Source organism: Kribbella sp. NPDC003505, from assembly GCF_040610875.1.
Taxonomy (GTDB): Bacteria; Actinomycetota; Actinomycetes; order Propionibacteriales; family Kribbellaceae; genus Kribbella.
Map to the genome: position 1 here is coordinate 179,244 of NZ_JBEXNA010000007.1, position 18,474 is coordinate 197,717.

Here is an 18,474-nt window from a genome sequence, read left to right on the forward strand (position 1 = left end):
CCGGGAGGGGTCGGCGCGCCCTGTCGGCGTTCGGCCGCAACCCAGGCTTCAGCAGCAAGGAGTGAACTCCCCACCATGAAGGTTGTCGACAAGGTCCTGCGGATCGGCGAGGGCAAGATCCTGCGCCAGCTGCAGGGCATCGCGAAGATGGTCAACTCCATCGAGGACGACTTCGTCAAGATGTCCGACGAGGAGCTGCGCGCGCAAACCGCGGAGTTCAAGGAGCGCCACGAGAACGGGGAGTCTCTCGACGCGCTGCTCCCGGAGGCCTTCGCGGTGGTCCGGGAGGCGGCCAAGCGGACCCTGCACCAGCGGCACTACGACGTCCAGATCATGGGCGGCGCGGCGCTGCACCTCGGCAACATCGCCGAGATGAAGACCGGTGAGGGCAAGACGCTGGTCGGCACGCTCCCGACGTACCTGAACGCGCTGTCCGGCAAGGGCGTGCACGTGGTCACGGTGAACGACTACCTGGCCAAGTACCAGGCCGAGTGGATGGGCCGGGTGTACCACTTCCTCGGCCTCGACTACGGCGTGATCCTGCCGGAGATGTCGCCCGCGGAGCGCCGGATCGCCTACGCCAAGGACATCACCTACGGCACCAACAACGAGTTCGGCTTCGACTACCTGCGCGACAACATGGCGGGCAGCATCGAGGACTGCGTCCAGCGCGAGCACAACTACGCGATCGTGGACGAGGTGGACTCGATCCTGATCGACGAGGCCCGGACCCCGCTGATCATCTCCGGCCCGGCCGAGGACTCCCAGCGCTGGTACGTCGAGATGGCCCGGATCGCGAACACGCTGAAGGCCTGGACGCTGGCCGACGAGGCGGAGCTGAAGCGGAAGAACCCCCGGGTCACCGACCTCGAGATCGACGAGACCAAGCGCCGGGTCGCCGACTACGACGTGGACGAGAAGAAGCGCACGGTCGCGATCCTCGAGCGCGGTATCGAGAAGGTCGAGGACCGGCTCGGCATCGACAACCTGTACGAGTCCGCCAACACCCCGCTGATCAGCTACCTGAACAACGCGCTGAAGGCCAAGGACCTGTTCCACCGGGACAAGGACTACGTCGTCGTCGACAACGGCGAGGTCCTGATCGTCGACGAGCACACCGGCCGGACGCTGCACGGCCGCCGCTACAACGAGGGTCTGCACCAGGCGATCGAGGCCAAGGAAGGCGTCGAGATCAAGGAGGAGTACCAGACCCTCGCGACGATCACGCTGCAGAACTACTTCCGCCTCTACGACAAGCTGGCCGGCATGACCGGTACGGCGATGACCGAGGCGAACGAGTTCTCCAAGGTCTACAAGCTCGGCGTCGTCCCGATCCCGACCAACAAGCCGATGATCCGGGTCGAGGAGCGGGACCTGATCTACCGCACCGAGGACGCGAAGTTCGACGCGGTGGTCAAGGACATCGTGGACGTGCACGCCACCGGTCAGCCGATCCTGGTCGGTACGACGTCGGTGGAGAAATCCGAGCGGCTGTCCCGGCAGTTGCTCAAGGAGAACATCAAGCACGAGGTGCTGAACGCGAAGCAGCACGCGCGGGAGGCGGCGATCGTCGCGGAGGCGGGCCGCAAGGGTGCGGTCACGGTGGCCACCAACATGGCCGGCCGTGGTACCGACATCATCCTCGGCGGCAACCCCGAGTTCCTCGCCGACAAGGAGCTGCGCGCCCGCGGCATCGACCCGGCCGAGGACATCGAGCAGTACGAGTCCGAGTACCCGGCGATGCTCGAGCAGTTCGAGAAGCAGGTCAAGGAGGAGCAGACCGAGGTCCGCGAGCTCGGCGGCCTGTACGTGCTCGGCACCGAGCGGCACGAGTCCCGCCGGATCGACAACCAGCTGCGCGGTCGCGCCGGCCGCCAGGGCGACCCCGGCAAGTCCCGGTTCTACCTGTCGCTCGAGGACGACCTGATGCGGCTGTTCAAGCGCGAGATGGTCGACTGGGCGATGTCGCGGAACAACGACGACTCGCAGCCGCTGGAGAACAAGGTCGTCACCAAGGCGATCGCGTCCGCGCAGGGCCAGGTCGAGGCGCAGAACTTCGAGACCCGGAAGAACATCCTCAAGTACGACGACGTGATGAACCGGCAGCGGCACGTCGTGTACGACGAGCGCCGTCGCGTGCTCGAGGGCGCCGACCTGCGCGAGCAGGTGCAGGACATGCTCGAGGAGACCGTCACCGGCTACGTGCAGGGCGCGACCGCGGACGGCTTCGCCGAGGACTGGGACCTGGACGCGCTGTTCACCGCGATGAAGACGCTGTACCAGACCGAGCTCACCGAGGAGCAGCTGATCGAGGAGGCCGGCGGCGAGAAGGCCGGCCTGACGCAGGACTTCCTGATCGAGCGGTTCATCGAGGACGCCACCGCTGCCTACGAGCGGCGTGAGGAACTGCTCGGCGAGGAGACGATGCGGGAGCTGGAGCGTCGCGTCGTCCTGAGCGTGCTGGACCGCAAGTGGCGCGAGCACCTGTACGAGATGGACTACCTGCGCGAGGGCATCGGCCTGCGCGCGATGGCGCAGCGTGACCCGCTGGTCGAGTACCAGCGCGAGGGTTACGACATGTTCGCCGCCATGATGGAGTCCATCAAGGAGGAGTCGGTCGGCTTCATCTTCAACGTCGAGGTGAACATCGAGGAGATGCAGGCCGAGGCGGAGATCGCCGGCGAGGCCGCGCTGGCCGACGAGGACAGCCTCGCGGGCAAGCGGATCCAGGACATCCTCACCCCGGGCGCACCGGTCGCGGAGTTCGCCGGCCGGACCACCGACGAGGAGCGGCCGCAGGACACTCCGCGGCCGCGGGACACGCCGCGCCTGCGCGCCAAGGGGCTCACCAACGAGCAGCGGCCGCAGCGCCTGACCTACTCGGCGCCGACCATCGACGGTGACGACGAGGTCGCGATGCACACCGACGCCGTCGAGGAGGGCAAGCTGGAGTACGCCGGGACGCCGCGCAACGCCGCCTGCCCGTGCGGCTCCGGCAAGAAGTACAAGCGCTGCCACGGCGACCCCCAGTCGGACGTCTACAAGTTCTGACGCAGATCCACCGACGGCCGGTCCCCATCCCGGGGGCCGGCCGTTCTGTGTGTGGTGCGGTGTGGCGCGGGACATGGTGTGGGGGCGGCGAGTGTGGTGCGCTGTGGGTATGTGGCTGACGGAGCGGTTCGGGCTCGCGGTGCCGGTGGTGGGGGCGCCGATGGCGAATGTGAGCGGCGGGAAGCTGACGGCGGCGATCTCGGCCGCCGGCGGGTTGGGGATGCTCGGCGCGGGGTCCGCGGTCTCGGCCGACTGGATCCGGACCGAGGGCGCGATCGCCGCGGCGGGCGGGGCGCCGTACGGGATCGGGTTGATGGCCTGGTCCGTCGAGGATCACCCGGAGCATCTCGAGGCGGTGCTGGAGCTGAAGCCCGCGCTGGTGTCGCTGAGCTTCGGGAACTACCAGCCGTACGTCGAGACGCTGCAGGCCGCCGGGATCGTCGTCGCGACCCAGGCGGGTACCGTCGCCGATGCCCGCGAGGCGGTGGCGGCCGGGGTGGACGTGATCGTTGCCCGGGGCGCCGAAGCCGGCGGGCACGGGCGGAACGCCGTTGCCACGTTGCCGTTGCTGCAGGCGATCCTCGACCTCACCGACCTGCCGGTGCTCGCCGGCGGCGGGATCTCCGGTCCGCGCGGGCTGGCCGCTGTGCTGGCGGCGGGTGCGGCGGGCGGGTGGATCGGTACTGCGTTCCTCACCTGCGTCGAGGCGCTGACCAAGGAGCCGGTGCGGCAGCGGATCATCGAGGCGGACGAGACCGACACCGTGTACGGCACGGTGTTCGACGCCGCCTCGCGGGCCGGCTGGCCGGACGAGTTCGGCGGGCGGGCGCTCCGCAACGCGTACTACGACAGCTGGGAGGGGCGCGAGCAGGAGCTGAAATCGGACGACGCCGGCCATGCCGAGTACGTCGACGGAACCAGCGCCGCCGACCCGGCCCGCGCGTCGATCTACGCGGGCCAGGGTGTCGGCGCTCTCACCGGTCAGCCGACTGCAGCCGAGGTCCTCGACGGCTTCGCGGCGTACCGCGGCTACCTGAGCGCCGCCCTCAACGGCGGGTCCAAGTAGTTGCGATGAGCAAGCACCATCGCGTCGCACAGCTCCCAGATCTGTTCGACGGGTAGCGCGGCCGCGGTGGCCGGGTCGACCATCACCGCCTGGCGGATCGCGCGCGGGTCTTGCTGGATCGCTGCCTGGACGACGAGTTCGGCGACGCTGAGGTACGAACGGTTGAGCGCCGCACACTGCGCCGGAAGCTCGCCGACCGCGACCGGCCGGAGCCCCGACGCATCCACCAGACAAGGAACCTCGACGACGCCCTCGGCCTGCAGATTGGGAATCAGGCCACCGGTCGTGTTCGGGACGTTGGCGTAGATGGTGCGGGAGGTGTCGGTGACGATGCTGTGGACGATTTGGGGGGCGTACTCCATGGTGGGTTCGACGTCGACCGGATCGCCGGCCTTCAGGGCATCGCGAGTATGTTCGTAGGACGCGAGGTTGTCCGCGACGATGTCGAGGTAGGCGCCGATCGGGAGGCGGAGGCGTTCGATCTCGGAGGTGTGGCCGAGGTACCACGGGACGTACTCCGCGGAGTGTTCGCTCGTCTCGGTCGGGTAGCAGCCGAGCCGGCGGTACATGTCCACCCGGACCCGCCGGCGCAGCTCCGGGTCCGCCGCGATCGCCGCGTCCAGCCGGTCGTACAGGTTCTCCGATCCGCGCTCGAACCGCAGCACCCACGACTGGTGGTTCACGCCCGCGGCCAGGTAGCTGACGTCCTCGTACGGTACGCCGACCAGCTCGGACAGCCCCTGCATCGTCCAGTAGACCGAGTGGCAGAGTCCGACGACGTTGCGGACCCCGAGTGCCTTCAGGTACCAGACGTTCATCACCATCGGGTTGGTGTAGTTGAGCAGCCACGCGTCCGGGCAGACCTCGGCGATGTCCTTCGCGAGCTCCCGCAGGACCGGGAACGTCCGCAGCGCGCGGAACACGCCGCCGACGCCGAGGGTGTCGCCGATCGTCTGCCGGACCCCGTACCGGGCGGGGATCTCGAAGTCGACGTGGGTCGCCGCGTTCATCCCGACCTGCACGATGTTGATGACGAAGTCGGCGCCGTCGAGCGCCGCCCGCCGTTCGAGATGCGTGGTGATCCGCGGGACGACGCCGCGCTCCCGGGCGATGTACGACGCCGCGGCCGCGGCGGTGTCGAGCCGCTCGGGGTCGATGTCGTGCAACGCGATCTGCACAGGACCCAGCTGGAGCGCGAACAGGTCGGCGAGCAACCCCTGCGTGAACACCACGCTGCCCGCCCCGACGAACACGATCTTGGTCATGGCGCCACACTCCCGAGGGCCTGGTCCCAGTCGGGTTGGGCAGCTGTACCGCCGGCCGCGCGCGTCGAGAGGGAGCCGCAGGCCGCCGCGATCGCCAGCGCACGGTCGGGCCTCGCGCCGTTCAGCACGGCGGCGACCCAGCCGGCGTCGAAGCTGTCGCCCGCGCCGACGGCATCGACCGTGTCCACCTTCAACGCCGACGCGGTGATCACCCTGGTCCCGTCGTGGGCCAACGCGCCGTCCGCGCCGTTCTTGACGACTACGTGGGTGCCGCGGCGAGCCAGGCGCCGGGCCAGGATGCCGGCGGCGTCCTCGACCGAATGGTGGCCGGTGAGGGCCAGAGCCTCGGCCGCGTTGGGCAGGAAGTAGTCGGTGACCCGAAGGACCGGGTCGAGAATCATGCGGTCCCACGTGCCGGCCGGATCGTCGTTCGGATCCAGCGAGGTGGTCGCCTTGACCGCCTTGGCTTCTTTGAAGATCCCCGCCAGTCCTGCCGCCAGTTCCGGCATCAGGTAGAACGAGGCGGCATGCACATGCCGCACCGACCGCACGAGGGACTGCGGGACATCCTCCGCCACAGTGCTCGGCAGACACCCGGGCGAGGTCAGGATCGCGCGATCGTCGCCCGAGGTGAGGATGGTGGTCAGCGGTGTCGGGAGCGATGGGTCGACCACCAGCGCGTCGACATTCACGTCCCGGTCCGCGAGCGACGTACGGACGAAGTCACCGGCCGGGTCGTCGCCGACGCGGCCGGCGAAGGCGACGCGGAGACCGAGCCGGGCCGCGCCGCAGGCCATGATCGCCGCGGAGCCGCCGAGCACCAGGGAGCCGCCGGGAACGAGGCGTTCCCGTTGGCCGAAGAGGATCGGCTGGTCGACAGGCCCGACGACCACGTCGGGGTTCGCGTCGCCGATCACGAGCAGATCGAAAATCATCTGTGTCAGCCTTTGAGTCCGGTGGAGGCCAGCGAGCGGATGAACGCCTTCTGGGCCAGGAGGAACCCCAGCAGGACGGGCAGCACGGTGATGACGTTGCCGGCCATCACCGCCGACCACTGGGTGTGATGCTGTCCCTGGAACGTGGTCAGTCCCAGCTGGAGGGTGTAGGTGGAGTCGCTGTTGATCGCGATCAACGGCCAGGTCAGGTCGTTCCAGGTCGCGAGGAACGTGAGGACGGCGACGGTGCTCAGCGCCGGCCGCGCGAGCGGCAGCACGATCGACACCAGGATCCGCAGCCGTCCGCAGCCGTCGAGCCAGGCGGCTTCCTCGAGCTCGCGGGGGAGCGAGACGAAGAACTGCCGGAAAAGAAACACGGAAAGTGGTGTCACCAGCGACGGCACGATCAGCGCGCCGAGCGTGTCGATCAGGCCGAGCTGTTTCATCACCAGGAACGTCGGGATCATCGTCAGCTGGAACGGCACGACCATCGTCGCGAGCATCAGCCCGAGCACGAGCTTCGAACCGGCGAACCGGATCCGTGCGAACGCGTACCCGCCGAGCGAGCCGAGGACCAGGTTCGCGGTCACCGCCACCGCGGAGACCACCAGGGAATTCAGGAACCACCGCGGAAACAGAGCGTTTCCGAGCACGTACCGGTAGCCGTCCAGCTTGATCCCGTGCGGCCACAGCGCCGGCGGAAAACGATTGATCTCCGCGTTGCTCATCACCGAACTGACCAGCAGCCAGACCAGCGGTAACGCGAACAGGAGCGCCAGCGGCGCGAGGACGAAGTGCCAACCGCTGATCCGCCTCATCGAGCAGCCACCCGCTTCCGGTAGAGCTGCAGGGCGACACCGACCACGAGTAAGGCGACCGCCAGGGTGTACGCGGCCGCCGCGCTGTAGCCGGCCGTGAACGTCTTGAACGCCTTCTCCCAGATGAAGTACACGATCACCGTCGTCGAGCCGAGCGGCCCGCCCTTGGTGGTGACGAAGACCAGGTCGAACACCTGCAGCGCGTTGATGGTCTGGAACAGCAGCAGGAAGATCGTCACCGGCGTCAGCGCGGGCAGCGTGACATGCCGCAGTACGCCCCAGCGGCCGGCGCCGTCGATCCGTGCGGCCTCGACCAGGTCGGTCGAAACCCCTTGCAGACCGGCGAGATAGACGATCACGCAGAACCCGGTGCCGCTCCACAACGAGATCGCGACCAGCAGGTACAGCGCCTGTCCCGGATCGCTGAAGAACCCTTGGGCCGGCAGCCCGACCTTGTGCAGCAGGGAGTTCGCGACACCGAACTCCGGATCCAGCACGAACGAGAACAGCACACCCTGCGCCGCGGCCGACACCACGAACGGCACGAACACCAGCGTCCGGTACAGCCCGATCAACGCGATCTTCCGGTCCAGCGCGATCGCGATCGCCAACCCGGCGACCACACTCAACGGGACATAGAGCGCCGTGTAGATCAGCGTGTGCGCTACCGCCGACCCGAACGCCGGGTCCTTCACCAGTGCCTGGTAGTTCGCCAGTCCGACCCACTGGCTCGGCGACACCAGATCGTTGACCTGGAACGACAACAGCAGCGACCACACCACCGGTACGACATCGAGGCCGAGGATGAGCACCACCGACGGACTCACGAACGCCCAGCCGGTCGCACCTTCACCACGCGCCCGCCGTTTGGCCGCCCGGCTCCGCGGATCGACGGTGAACGTCCCGACCACGCTGGCCATCAGCTCGGCACCGCCAGCACCTGGTTGCACTGGTCGACGGCCTGCTTGAGCGCGTCCGCCGGGCTCTGCTTGCCCAGCAGGACGGCGGCGATCGCCTCGCCGACGTGCTGCGAGATCTGCGGGTACGTCGAGATCGTCGGCCGCACCTTCGCGGTGTCGAGCGCGGTCACGAACACGTCCAACCCGTGAGTCGCCGCGGAATGCTTCTTCCACTCGGGCATATCGGCCGTGGCCTTGGTGATCGGCAGGCTCCCGCCCTTGATGTCCCACTGCAGATCCTGCGCCGGATCGGCCAGCCAGCTGACGAACTCGGTGGCGGCCTTCACCTTGGCCTTGCCGTTGTCGAAGATCGTCCAGGTGTCCGGCCCGGAGATCGTGATCGGCTTCCCCGAGTACGACGGCAGCGGGACGACGCCGTAGTCGAGGCCGGCGTCCTTCAGCTCGGGGAGCTGCCAGGGGCCGGTGGCAACCATTCCCATCCGGCCGCCGAGGAACACCTGGTACAGCTGTTCGCTGCCCGGTTTCGGGTCGACGTACAGCGACTTGTCGGTGCGCAGCCGGTCGAGCGTCTCGAGGGCCTTGGCGCCTACGGAGTCGAAACCGACCTTCTTGCCGTCGCCGCTGACCACGTCGCCGCCGAGGTCCCAGATCATCGGCCAGATCCGCCAGACCGTGTCCTCGTCGCCGACCCCCGGCCAGCCGGTGCCGAAGACGCCCTTCGCCGGATCGGTCAGCTGTTTCGACGTGGCCACGAAGTCGTCCCAGGTCCAGCCTGCCGTCGGCGGCGCCACCCCGGCGGCCGCGAACAGCTTCTTGTTGTAGACCACGCACAGCGAGTCGAGCAGGGCCGGCGCGGCCCGGACCTTGCCCTTGACGCTGACCGCGTCCTTCACGGCCGGCCAGTAGCCGTCGACCTTCAGTTGCCCGGTGAGATCGGCGACCTTCGGGCTCTTGGTCAGGCTGGCGAGGTCCGACCCGAAGATGTACGCGATGTCCGGGTAGGACCCCGCCGCCAGTCCCGCGGTGACCTTCTGCAGCATGCTGTCCGCGGTCACGCCGCCACCGCCGCCGACCACCTTGATCTTCGGGTGCGACTGGTTGAACGCGGCGATCAGCGAGTCGATCGCGGCCTTGCCGAGATCCACCTGGCCGTGCCACAGGTCCAGCGTCACGACGCCGTTCGGATCGGCTCCCTCGTCGTCGTTCTTGCCGCAGGCGCCCACGGTGCCGACGGCCGCCACGGCGGCGGCCGCGCGCAGGACGCCACGGCGGGACAGGTTTCGAGCATGCTGAGACATGACGGTCTCCAGAAAGGTGTGGAGGAAAGGAGTTCAGCAGGTCTTGCGGACGTACCCGGGGTCGCCCGGGACGGAGACGTCCACATCGCGCTGCACGATCGAGAGCGTTCCGCCGTACTGCGAACACGCTGTCCGCCGACCGCTGTCGGTGTACTCGATCACGATCACGTTGTTGCCAAAGGCATCGACGTAGTCGACGCACTCGTCGTACTGGCCGCATTCCTCGGCGACCGCGAAGTCGAGGCCGACCGATGTCCGCGCGCCCGCCAGTTCGACCGTGTTCTTCTGGCCGATCGCGAGGTTCTTGCTGTGGGCGTGGGTGGCCAGCAGGGTCAGGTACGCCTTGGCCTGCGCGGCGGTGAGGAGGTTCTTCGAGCGGGTGTAGCTGTCGTAGTTGTCCGGCTCGATCGCCCGGTAGCCCTTGGCGGCGCAGCCGTCGATCCAGCCGTTGACCTTGGCGGCGATCCGGGTCCGCTTGTCGGCGGTACGGAGGTTGAGGAGCGGTTCGCCCCAGTCCTCGTCGATCACCAGGTTGCCGTTGGCATCGCGGAGCAGCAGGTCGGCGGCCCACTGGCCCTGCTCGCCCGGCTGGACCTGGAAGGCGTTGACGTAGCAGATGTTGTACAGGCCCGCGGCGGGCGCGGCGTTCCGGTCGCGGGTGACCACCTGGACGCCGGCGGGCGGGGTGTACGCGCCGCCGATCTGGTAGTCGAACTTCGCGTGCGCCGGCGGCAGCGTGACGGCCGCGTCGGCGGCGGTTCGGGTGAGCGTGGAGGCGGTGGTGGTGACGGCGACTGCGAGGGCGGTGGCCGCGGCTGCTCCGAGCAGGCGGCGGGTGAGTCTGGACACGATTGCTCCATCGGTCCCGGGGACGCGACCCCGCCTCGGGTTTCTCACCACCCTGGCGCCGGAAAACCGGACTTCAGGCCGTCGGCCTGGTACCGGCTGGGTGCGTCGCTGCCGACCAGTCAATCCCTCGCCGGCCACGGCCGTCAAGCGATCGGCTGCAAACGAGTGCGCGGAACTGGCCGCAGATTGCGGTACTGCGCATCGATCGAGATCTTGACAGCTCGGGTTTTAACCGGTTTAGATGCTCTTTAAACCGGTTTAAAGGAGACCTCGGGTGACCAAGCGGCCGACAATCGCGGATGTGGCGCGCCGGGCCGGCGTGTCCAAGGGATCGGTGTCGTTCGCGCTCAACGGCCGGCCGGGGCTGGCGCAGACGACCGTGGACAAGATCCTCGCGGCCGCCGACGAGCTGGGCTGGCGGCCGAGCAACCGGGCGCGGTCGCTGTCGGTCTCGAAGGCGTTCGCGCTCGGTCTGGTGATCACCCGGGATCCGGCCGTGCTGTCGTCGGACCCCTTCTTCCCGGCGTTTATCGCCGGGGTCGAGAGCGTGCTGTCGACGCAGGGCCAGGCCCTGGTCCTGCAGGTGGTCGCCGACGGCTCGGAGGCGGACGGCTACCAGCGGCTCGCGCAGGACGCGCGGGTGGACGGGGTGTTCCTGTCCGACCTCCGGCACGACGATCCGCGGATCGAGCTGCTCGTCGAGCTCGGCCTGCCCGCGGTCACGCTGAACCGGCCCGACGGCCAGTCGCCGTTCCCGGCGGTCACCCTCGACGACCGGCCCGGCACGAGGGCGGTCGTCGAGCACCTGGTGGAGCTCGGGCACACCCGGATCGCGCACGTCGCCGGCCCAACCGCGTTCGTGCACGCCACGGCCCGCTCCACGGCCTTCGTCGAGACGCTGGCCGCCGCCGGGCTTGAGCCGGTCGCGGTCGAGGACGGCGACTTCACCGCGGCCGGCGGTATCGAGGCGACGCGGCGGTTGCTCGCGCTGCCGCAGCCGCCGACCGCGATCGTCTACGCGAACGACCGGATGGCGATCGCCGGTCTGGGCGCCGCCCAGGCCGCCGGGCTGACGGTGCCGGACGACCTGAGCATCGCCGGCTTCGACGACAGCGAGCTCGCCGAGTACGTGCATCCCGGTCTGACCACGGTCCGCGCCGACCCGTTCCGCTTCGGCGAGACAGCGGCCCGGACCCTGAACCGGGTCGTCGACGGCGAGACCGACGTACCCGACGTCGAGCTCCCGCCCGCGGAACTCGTCGTACGGCGCTCCACTGCTGCACCCCCTGCCTAGGAGGAACCCCTGATGAAGTTGCAAGCTGGACTGCTGGCCGTCGTTCTGGCCGGCTCGCTCGCCGCGTGCGGGAGCGGCGGTGACGGCGCTGGTGACGCCGACGCCGCGGCCAAGGCCCGCGGACCGATCACGATCTGGTACTCGAACAACGCCGAGGAAGTGGCCTGGGGCAAGCAGATGGTGGCGGCCTGGAACGCCGAACACGGCGACCAGAAGATCACCGCGCAGGAGATCCCGACGGGCAAGTCGTCCGAAGAGGTGATCGGCGCCGCGATCACGGCAGGGAACGCGCCGTGCCTGATCTTCAACACGTCGCCGGCGTCGGTGTCGCAGTTCCAGAAACAGGGCGGACTGGTGCCGCTGGACGCGTCCTACATCGAGGAGCGCTCCGGCGACGTCGCCCAGCAGTACAAGTCGCCGGACGGCAAGTACTACCAGCTGCCGTGGAAGTCGAACCCGGTGATGATCTTCTACAACAAGAAAGTGTTCGCGAAGGCCGGCATCACGAACCCGTCGCTGGCCACCTACGACGAGTTCCTCGCGACGTCGCGGAAGATCGTGGCGTCGAAGGCGGCGAAGTTCGCGATCTACCCGGCGCCGAGCAACGAGTTCTACCAGTCCTGGTTCGACTTCTACCCGTTGTACGCGGCCGAGAGCGGCGGCAAGCAGTTGGTGGCCGACGGCAAGGCGACGTTCGCGTCCGACGAGGGCAAGAAGGTCGCGCAGTTCTGGCGGACGCTGTACGCCGACAAGCTGGCATCGCCGGAGAAGTACACCGGGGACGCGTTCGTGGACGGCACCGCGGCGATGGCCGTGGTCGGTCCGTGGGCGATCGCGACGTACAAGGGCAAGGTCGACTGGGGCGTCGTCCCGGTGCCGACGTCCGCGGGCAAGCCGGCCGCCGAGATTCACACGTTCTCCGACGCCAAGAACGTCGCGATGTACTCGGCCTGCAAGAATCGCGGGACGGCGGCGGACGTGCTGAAGTTCGCGACCAGCAAGGACCAGGACGGCAAGTTCCTGGCCGCGACCGGGCAGATGCCGTTGCGCAAGGACGTCGCCTCGGCGTACGCGGACTACTTCGCGAAGAACCCGGACTACAAGACGTTCGCCGATCAGGCGTCGCGAACCGTCGAGGTCCCGAACGTGCCGAACTCGATCACGATCTGGCAGACCTTCCGCGACGCCTACTCCAAGTCGGTGATCTTCGGCCAGGAGGACGTCGGCCAGGCCCTCGACGGCGCCGCACAGAAGGTCGACCAACTCGTCAAGCAGTCATGAGGTCGCGTGGTCCGCTCGGCCGGATCCTCGGTGAGCATCCGGTCGGGACCGCGTTCGTCACGCCGTACGTCGTGTTCCTGGCCGCGGTGTTCGCATATCCGCTCGGGTTCGCGGTGTACATGTCGTTCCACGACTACTTCTTCGCCGCGCCCGGTGCGATCGTGGACCGGCCGTTCGTCGGGTTCGACAACTATGTGGCGGTGCTGTCGGATCCGGCGGTCCGGCGGGCGTTCGGCAACGTGCTGGTGTTCCTGGTGATCAACGTTCCGCTGACCGTCGTGCTGTCGCTCGGGCTGGCCAACGCGCTGAACGCGGCGATCCGGTGGCGGACGTTCTTCCGGGTCTCGTACTACGTGCCCTACGTGACGGCGTCGGTCGCGGTGGTCGGCGTCTGGCTCTTCCTGTTCAACTCCAACGGGTTGGTCAACTCGGTTCTGGGGCCGCTCGCTCCCGATCCGTCCTGGTTGGTGAACTCGTCTTTGGCGATGCCGACGGTTGCGATCTACGTGACCTGGAAACAGCTCGGCTTCTTCATCCTGCTGTACCTCGCCGCACTGCAGAACGTCTCGAAGGATCTCTACGAGGCAGCGGCGATGGACGGCGCCGGGCGGTGGAAATCGTTTCTCAACGTGACCGTTCCGGGGGTGCGACCGGCGACCACGTTGGTCGTCCTGGTCGCGACGGTGACAGGCGCGAACCTCTTCACCGAGCCCTACCTGTTGACCGGTGGCGGCGGACCGGACGGAGCGTCCGCCTCCCCGGTGCTGATCATGTACCAGCGCGGCATCGAGCAGGGGAATCCGGATATCGGGTCGGCGATCGGCGTGCTTCTTGTCATCGGGGTGCTGGTGCTCGCGTTGGTCGAACGGCGCTTCGTCGGGCGGGAGGAGGACTGATGAGGCTCAAGTTCGTCGCGCTGCTGGTCGGCGCCTTCGTCTTCCTGTTTCCGTTCTACTACATGCTGATCGGCTCCCTGCAGGCCGAACCGGATCCGACGGTTTCCGGAGCATTTCCGTCACCCGGCAACCTGACCGGCCACAACTACGCCGAGATCAACAAGGCCATCCACCTCGGCCGGTCGCTGCTCAACTCCGGCATCTTCACCGGTGGCGTCATCCTCGGCACCCTCGTGTTCGGGGTCCTCGCCGGCTACGCGCTGGCGCGGCTGCGGTTCCGCGGCCGCGGGCTGGTGTTCAACCTGATGCTGCTCATCCAGGTGGTGCCGTTCCAGCTGCTGACGATCCCGCTCTACGTGCTGATCGTGCGCAGCTACGGGCTGGCCGACAGCTATCTCGGGATGACCCTGCCGTTCCTGATCAACTCGACCGCGGTCTTCGTGTTCCGGCAGTATTTCCTGCAGTTGCCGGCCGAGCTCTTCGACGCCGCCCGGATCGACGGCGCGTCCGAGCTCGGCATCCTCTGGCGGGTCGCCGTACCGCTGGTCCGGCCCGCGTTGCTGACCGGCGTGCTGCTCACGTTCATCGGGCCCTGGAACGAGTTCCTGTGGCCGTTCCTGATCACCAAGCAGCAGGACCTGCAGCCGCTCGCGGTCTCCCTGTCCAACTACCTGACCACGGTGTCCGCCCGCGCGGCGAACCCGTTCGGCGCCGTGCTCGCGGGCGCCTGCGTGCTCGCCGCGCCCGCGGTCGCCCTGTTCATCGTCTTCCAGCGCCGGTTCATCTCGACAAACCTGTCGTCCGGCGTCAAAGGCTAGCTCCGAAAGGCTTTCCCCGTGACTGTTCCCTACACCCTTACTCGTGTCGGCGTGCTGATGACGGCCGAGCCGGGCAACGAGCTCGAGGCGGAGGGGGTGCTGAACCCCGCCACCGGGCACACCCCCGACGGCCGGCTGTACCTGCTGCCGCGGCTGGTTGCCAGCGGCAATATCTCGCGCGTCGGTCTGGCCGAGGTCGAGCTGACCGACGGCGTCCCGGTCGGCGTCCGGCGCGAAGGTGTCGTGCTCGCGCCGGACGAAGGCTGGGAGCGCGGCAAGAACAACGCGGGCGTGGAAGACCCCCGTGTCACGTTCGTCCCGTCGCTCGGCCTGCACGTGATGACCTACGTCGCCTACGGCCCACTCGGGCCGAAGCCGGCCCTCGCGGTCTCGTCGGATCTGCGGGAGTGGCGGCGGCTGGGGCCGCTGCACTTCGAGTACCAGCCGGACCTGGACACCGACCTGAACCTGTTCCCGAACAAGGACACCGTTTTCTTCCCCGAGCCGGTGCCCGGTCCGGACGGCGAACCGGCGTACGCGATGCTGCACCGGCCGATGTGGGACCTCGGCTGGTTCCGCGAGGGCGAGGGCGTCCACCTGCCGGCCGGTGTCACCGACGACCGCCCGGGGATCTGGGTCTCGTTCGTGCCGGTGTCGGCGGTCGAGGAGGATCTGCGCAACCTCGTCCACCTGCGGCAGCACCGGCTGGTCGCGATGTCGGAGTACCCCTTCGAGGAGCTGAAGATCGGCGCCGGGCCGGCGCCGCTGCGGATCCCCGAGGGCTGGCTGGTGATCCACCACGGCGTCACCGGCGAGCAGCCGGAAGGCTTCGACCCGACGACCCAGAAGGTCTGCTACGCGGCCGGCGCGCTCATCCTGGACGCCGACGACGTGACCCGGGTGATTGCCCGCAGCACCGAACCCCTGCTGGTCCCGGAAACCGAGGAGGAAAAGGTCGGAACGGTGGGGAACGTCGTTTTCCCGACCGCGATCGAGGAGGTCGACGGCGTGCGGTACGTCTTCTACGGCATGGCCGACGCCGCGATCGGTGTGGCCAGATTGGATCGGCTGCCATGAACCCGACCCGCCGCACCGTCCTCGGTGGAGCACTCGCGGTGGCCGCCGCCTCGGCGGTCACCGTCCCCGCTGCGGGCACGCCCACCCGCCTGTCCAACCTCGCGCACCTCGACTATCTCCGGACGTCGGTCTCGCCGCCGCCCGCTGCCGGACACTCCACCTACGGCTCCGCTCCGCTCGGGGTGCTGTGGACGTACGCCGACCGCCAGGCCGACGGCTCCTATCAGCGGATCGGTGGCGGCACCTACGATCCCGCGACGAACACCTACGGGCAGGGCGCGTACAACGCGGACGACATCGCCCGGGCGGCGATCGTCTACCTGCGGCACTGGACGCTGTTCCACCAGGCGAGCTCGCTCCAGGCTGCCCGGGACCTGCTGCGAGCACTCACGTTCCTGCAGTCGCCCAACGGAAACGTCGTTCTGTGGATGCAACCCGACGGCGCCCTGAACCCCAGCGCCGAACCGGTCGAGCTGCCCGACCCGTCCGACTCCGGCCCGTCGTACTGGCTGGCCCGCACGGTCTGGGCCCTGGGGGAGGGATACAGCGTTTTCCGCCGCACTGACCAGGCCTTCGCCGGCTTCCTCCGCGAGCGGCTCGAGTTGGCGATCGCCGCGCTGGAGCGTCAGGTCCTGACCCGCTACGGCCAGTACAACGTGGTCGACGGCCGCAAGCTCCCCGCCTGGCTGATCGTGAACGGCGCCGACGCCACGTCCGAAGCGGTCCTCGGACTGTCGGCGTACGTCGAGGCGGGTGGATCGCCGAGGGCTCGTCAGGCCCTGGCCCACTTCGCCGAAGGCATCGCAGAGCTGCAGGCTGGATCGACCCGCGAATGGCCGTTCCGGGCGATCCTCCCGTGGGGCGAGTCGATCTCGGACTGGCACGCGTGGGGCGCCCAGATGCCGTCGGCCCTGGCTGCCGCCGCTGCCGCCCTCGGTGATCCCGGTCTGCTCACCGGGGCCATCGGCGACACCGCAGGCTTCACGCCGCTCCTGCTCACGGCAGGCGGCGCCGACAACGGCTGGCTACCAGTCCCGATCGACCGCACCCAGATCGCGTACGGCGTCGACGCGCGACTGCAGGCACTGCTCGCGATCGACCTCCCCGGCCAGAAGCACCTCGCCGCCTTCGTAGCCGCCTGGTACTTCGGCGCCAACCGCGCCGGCCAACCGATGTACGACGCAGCCACCGGGCGCACGTACGACGGCATCTCCGGCGACGGCGTGATCAACCGCAACTCCGGCGCGGAGTCCACGATCCACGGCCAGCTCTCGATGCTCGCCCTCGACGCCCATCCAGACATCGCTCGCCTGTCGGGCGAAACGGCGTACGAGGGCCTGCAGGTCGTCGAGGCGGAATCGGCCGCCGGGGGCGCGATCGTCACTCCGCCTTCGGCCTGGACCGGCGAATCCCAGTGGAGCAACGGCTCCTACCTGTCCCTCGACGGTACGGCGACCTGGACGCTGCCGGCGTCGACGCACCCGCGACTGGTGCTGCCGGTCGTCAATCTCGTCGACACACCCGACCCGGCGAGGACCACCTGGACGAGCGCTGGGCTGACGCTCGGCACGCTGACGCACAGCTGCGGCCCGCAAGGAATCTCCGCGGCACCCGGTGCTCTTCAGCCGCTGACACTCGCCAAGCCGCTGCCTGCCAACGCGACCACCCTCAGCGCACGGTCGACAGGCAAGGCTCAAGTGGATGCAGTACTGCTGCTTCCGACCATCAGCAGCCTCAGGATCGGATCGGCGACGCTCCTGGTGAGCGTCGACACTCGTCCGCGGGTGGTCGATGCCGGCAAGCGTGCGTACTCGTACGACTCCAGCGGTCGGCTGGTCGCCCGCGGCACTCCACTCGTCGTACCGGGTGGGTTCACCGTCGTGCTCGGCTGAGCGCCTCCGCACACCGGTCGGCCAGGTACAGCAGGGCCTGGCCGCGTTGGTGGAACAGATACCTGCTGTCGACTTGGCGGTGGTAGGCGTTGTGCGTCGCGTCGGAGGCACGGCCGAGCAGGCCTGGCAGCAGCCATGCGTACTTCACGCCGGACGCCATCACCGCGAGCCGTACGTCGTCCGGGTCGCCGCGCCAACCTGCCTCGTACAAGCCGTCGAGGTAGTTGGCGATGCACGTCTCGGCGAGCTCGGGCAGGCGCTCGACCGGCCAGAACAGGTCGAACACCGCGTCCGGGATGTAGTTGCCGATGTCCTCGCCGAGGGCCCCGTCGCCGAGGAACGACCAGTCGAACAGCGCGAGCTCGCCGGACGGTCGCTGGATCACGTTCGACACCCAGAAGTCGAGGTGGCAGCGAGCCCTCGGGAGACTCGCGACCAGGTCGATCAGGGCATCGCGATGGACCAGGAGTCCGGTCCAGGCCTCGCGGAGTCTGGCCGGCCAGGTCTCGCGGATCAGCGGCTGCTGCCACGCGGCGTCGTCGGTCATCAGGTGCCACGGCACGTCGCGGGTCGTCGAGTAGTCGCGGAGGAAACCGATCGACGTCCACGGCCGCTCGGGCGCGGGGCGGGCCTGCCAGCGACCGCAGGCCCGGGCGAGCGCCGCGTGCTCCGCGAGGCTGAAGTGCGTGCCCGGCGTACCGCCGATGTCTTCCATCAGCAGCACGGCGCCGCCGTGTTGGTCCTCGGTCTGCGCCGCGGGCAGCACCAGTCCGGCGTCGGCGAGCTGTTCGCGGAGCTCGTCGTCGCGATAGACCTCGAGCTCGCGGCGCCAGTAGTTCCAGTGCCGCGGGTCGGTCGACGCGGCCCACGGACCGGAGGAGTCGGCGGGCCGCCGGAGCTCCTTGCGGACGGCGGTCCAGCCGTCGGCGTACGTCACCCGCTCGACGTTCGCCGTCACCGCGTTGAGCGGGTTGTGCCGCAACGTCGTCGTACCGACTTCGGTCATGGGGAGCA

At 68.8% G+C, this 18,474-nt stretch carries 15 protein-coding genes; 8 read left to right on the top strand and 7 right to left on the bottom strand.

All coding sequences use genetic code 11. From position 1 onward, the window contains the following. Positions 1-75: 75 nt before the first annotated feature. Together secA and ABZX12_RS24800 are read left to right on the top strand one after the other, a co-directional pair. A complete protein-coding gene (secA, locus tag ABZX12_RS24795) occupies positions 76-3,051 on the top strand; it encodes a preprotein translocase subunit SecA (protein WP_355696716.1) in 2,976 nt (991 codons plus the stop codon). A gap of 109 nt (positions 3,052-3,160) precedes the next feature. Then, positions 3,161-4,117 carry a nitronate monooxygenase gene (locus ABZX12_RS24800; RefSeq protein ID WP_355696718.1) on the top strand — a complete coding sequence of 319 codons (957 nt, stop codon included), beginning with the start codon at positions 3,161-3,163 and terminating at the stop codon, positions 4,115-4,117. Here ABZX12_RS24800 and ABZX12_RS24805 read toward each other — a convergent pair. The 6 genes from ABZX12_RS24805 to ABZX12_RS24830 are packed head-to-tail and all read right to left on the bottom strand — an operon-like array spanning position 4,081 to position 10,202. Next, entirely contained in the window at positions 4,081-5,382 is a 1,302-nt protein-coding gene (locus ABZX12_RS24805; RefSeq protein ID WP_355696719.1) for an alpha-glucosidase/alpha-galactosidase, read from the bottom strand. The genes ABZX12_RS24800 and ABZX12_RS24805 overlap by 37 nt on opposite strands. Next, positions 5,379-6,317 (bottom strand): carbohydrate kinase family protein, encoded by a 939-nt coding sequence (locus ABZX12_RS24810; protein ID WP_355696721.1) that lies wholly within the window; start codon positions 6,315-6,317, stop codon positions 5,379-5,381. Before ABZX12_RS24810 ends, ABZX12_RS24805 begins: the two co-directional genes overlap by 4 nt. 5 nt (positions 6,318-6,322) lie before the next feature. Continuing rightward, positions 6,323-7,135, bottom strand: coding sequence for a carbohydrate ABC transporter permease (locus tag ABZX12_RS24815; protein ID WP_355696722.1), 813 nt, complete (start codon positions 7,133-7,135; stop codon positions 6,323-6,325). After that, positions 7,132-8,055, bottom strand: coding sequence for a sugar ABC transporter permease (locus ABZX12_RS24820; RefSeq protein ID WP_355696724.1), 924 nt, complete (start codon positions 8,053-8,055; stop codon positions 7,132-7,134). Before ABZX12_RS24820 ends, ABZX12_RS24815 begins: the two co-directional genes overlap by 4 nt. Beyond that, complete coding sequence (locus ABZX12_RS24825) at positions 8,055-9,353, bottom strand: ABC transporter substrate-binding protein (protein ID WP_355696725.1); 1,299 nt, start codon at positions 9,351-9,353, stop codon at positions 8,055-8,057. The genes ABZX12_RS24820 and ABZX12_RS24825 overlap by 1 nt, the downstream gene beginning before the upstream one ends. A gap of 33 nt (positions 9,354-9,386) precedes the next feature. Next, entirely contained in the window at positions 9,387-10,202 is an 816-nt protein-coding gene (locus ABZX12_RS24830) for an endo alpha-1,4 polygalactosaminidase (protein ID WP_355696727.1), read from the bottom strand. Positions 10,203-10,476: 274 nt separating this feature from the next. Between ABZX12_RS24830 and ABZX12_RS24835 the strand changes: the two genes are divergently transcribed. Genes ABZX12_RS24835 through ABZX12_RS24860 form a run of 6 tightly spaced genes read left to right on the top strand, consistent with a single transcriptional unit; the run spans position 10,477 to position 17,460 of the window. Then, entirely contained in the window at positions 10,477-11,496 is a 1,020-nt protein-coding gene (locus tag ABZX12_RS24835; protein WP_355696729.1) for a LacI family DNA-binding transcriptional regulator, read from the top strand. Between the two features lie 12 nt (positions 11,497-11,508). Further along, entirely contained in the window at positions 11,509-12,777 is a 1,269-nt protein-coding gene (locus ABZX12_RS24840) for an extracellular solute-binding protein (RefSeq protein WP_355696730.1), read from the top strand. Continuing rightward, positions 12,774-13,673, top strand: coding sequence for a sugar ABC transporter permease (locus ABZX12_RS24845; RefSeq protein WP_355696732.1), 900 nt, complete (start codon positions 12,774-12,776; stop codon positions 13,671-13,673). Before ABZX12_RS24840 ends, ABZX12_RS24845 begins: the two co-directional genes overlap by 4 nt. Beyond that, complete coding sequence (locus ABZX12_RS24850) at positions 13,673-14,491, top strand: carbohydrate ABC transporter permease (protein ID WP_355696734.1); 819 nt, start codon at positions 13,673-13,675, stop codon at positions 14,489-14,491. The genes ABZX12_RS24845 and ABZX12_RS24850 overlap by 1 nt, the downstream gene beginning before the upstream one ends. Before the next feature lie 18 nt (positions 14,492-14,509). Then, complete coding sequence (locus ABZX12_RS24855) at positions 14,510-15,568, top strand: glycosidase (protein WP_355696736.1); 1,059 nt, start codon at positions 14,510-14,512, stop codon at positions 15,566-15,568. Then, positions 15,565-17,460, top strand: coding sequence for a hypothetical protein (locus ABZX12_RS24860; RefSeq protein ID WP_355696738.1), 1,896 nt, complete (start codon positions 15,565-15,567; stop codon positions 17,458-17,460). The genes ABZX12_RS24855 and ABZX12_RS24860 overlap by 4 nt, the downstream gene beginning before the upstream one ends. Here ABZX12_RS24860 and ABZX12_RS24865 read toward each other — a convergent pair. Further along, a complete protein-coding gene (locus ABZX12_RS24865; protein WP_355696739.1) occupies positions 17,441-18,466 on the bottom strand; it encodes an aminoglycoside phosphotransferase in 1,026 nt (341 codons plus the stop codon). The two genes, ABZX12_RS24860 and ABZX12_RS24865, sit on opposite strands and share 20 nt — an antisense overlap. Positions 18,467-18,474 lie beyond the last annotated feature (8 nt).

Bases quoted from the DNA above. Each gene is read 5' to 3' on its own strand.
- ABZX12_RS24805 (WP_355696719.1), bottom strand. From the start codon at position 5,382: ATGACCAAGATCGTGTTCGTCGGGGCGGGCAGCGTGGTGTTCACGCAG.
- ABZX12_RS24810 (WP_355696721.1), bottom strand. From the start codon at position 6,317: ATGATTTTCGATCTGCTCGTGATCGGCGACGCGAACCCCGACGTGGTC.
- ABZX12_RS24815 (WP_355696722.1), bottom strand. From the start codon at position 7,135: ATGAGGCGGATCAGCGGTTGGCACTTCGTCCTCGCGCCGCTGGCGCTC.
- ABZX12_RS24840 (WP_355696730.1), top strand. From the start codon at position 11,509: ATGAAGTTGCAAGCTGGACTGCTGGCCGTCGTTCTGGCCGGCTCGCTC.
- ABZX12_RS24800 (WP_355696718.1), top strand. From the start codon at position 3,161: ATGTGGCTGACGGAGCGGTTCGGGCTCGCGGTGCCGGTGGTGGGGGCG.
- ABZX12_RS24820 (WP_355696724.1), bottom strand. From the start codon at position 8,055: ATGGCCAGCGTGGTCGGGACGTTCACCGTCGATCCGCGGAGCCGGGCG.
- ABZX12_RS24825 (WP_355696725.1), bottom strand. From the start codon at position 9,353: ATGTCTCAGCATGCTCGAAACCTGTCCCGCCGTGGCGTCCTGCGCGCG.
- ABZX12_RS24845 (WP_355696732.1), top strand. From the start codon at position 12,774: ATGAGGTCGCGTGGTCCGCTCGGCCGGATCCTCGGTGAGCATCCGGTC.
- ABZX12_RS24865 (WP_355696739.1), bottom strand. From the start codon at position 18,466: ATGACCGAAGTCGGTACGACGACGTTGCGGCACAACCCGCTCAACGCG.
- ABZX12_RS24850 (WP_355696734.1), top strand. From the start codon at position 13,673: ATGAGGCTCAAGTTCGTCGCGCTGCTGGTCGGCGCCTTCGTCTTCCTG.
- ABZX12_RS24860 (WP_355696738.1), top strand. From the start codon at position 15,565: ATGAACCCGACCCGCCGCACCGTCCTCGGTGGAGCACTCGCGGTGGCC.
- secA (WP_355696716.1), top strand. From the start codon at position 76: ATGAAGGTTGTCGACAAGGTCCTGCGGATCGGCGAGGGCAAGATCCTG.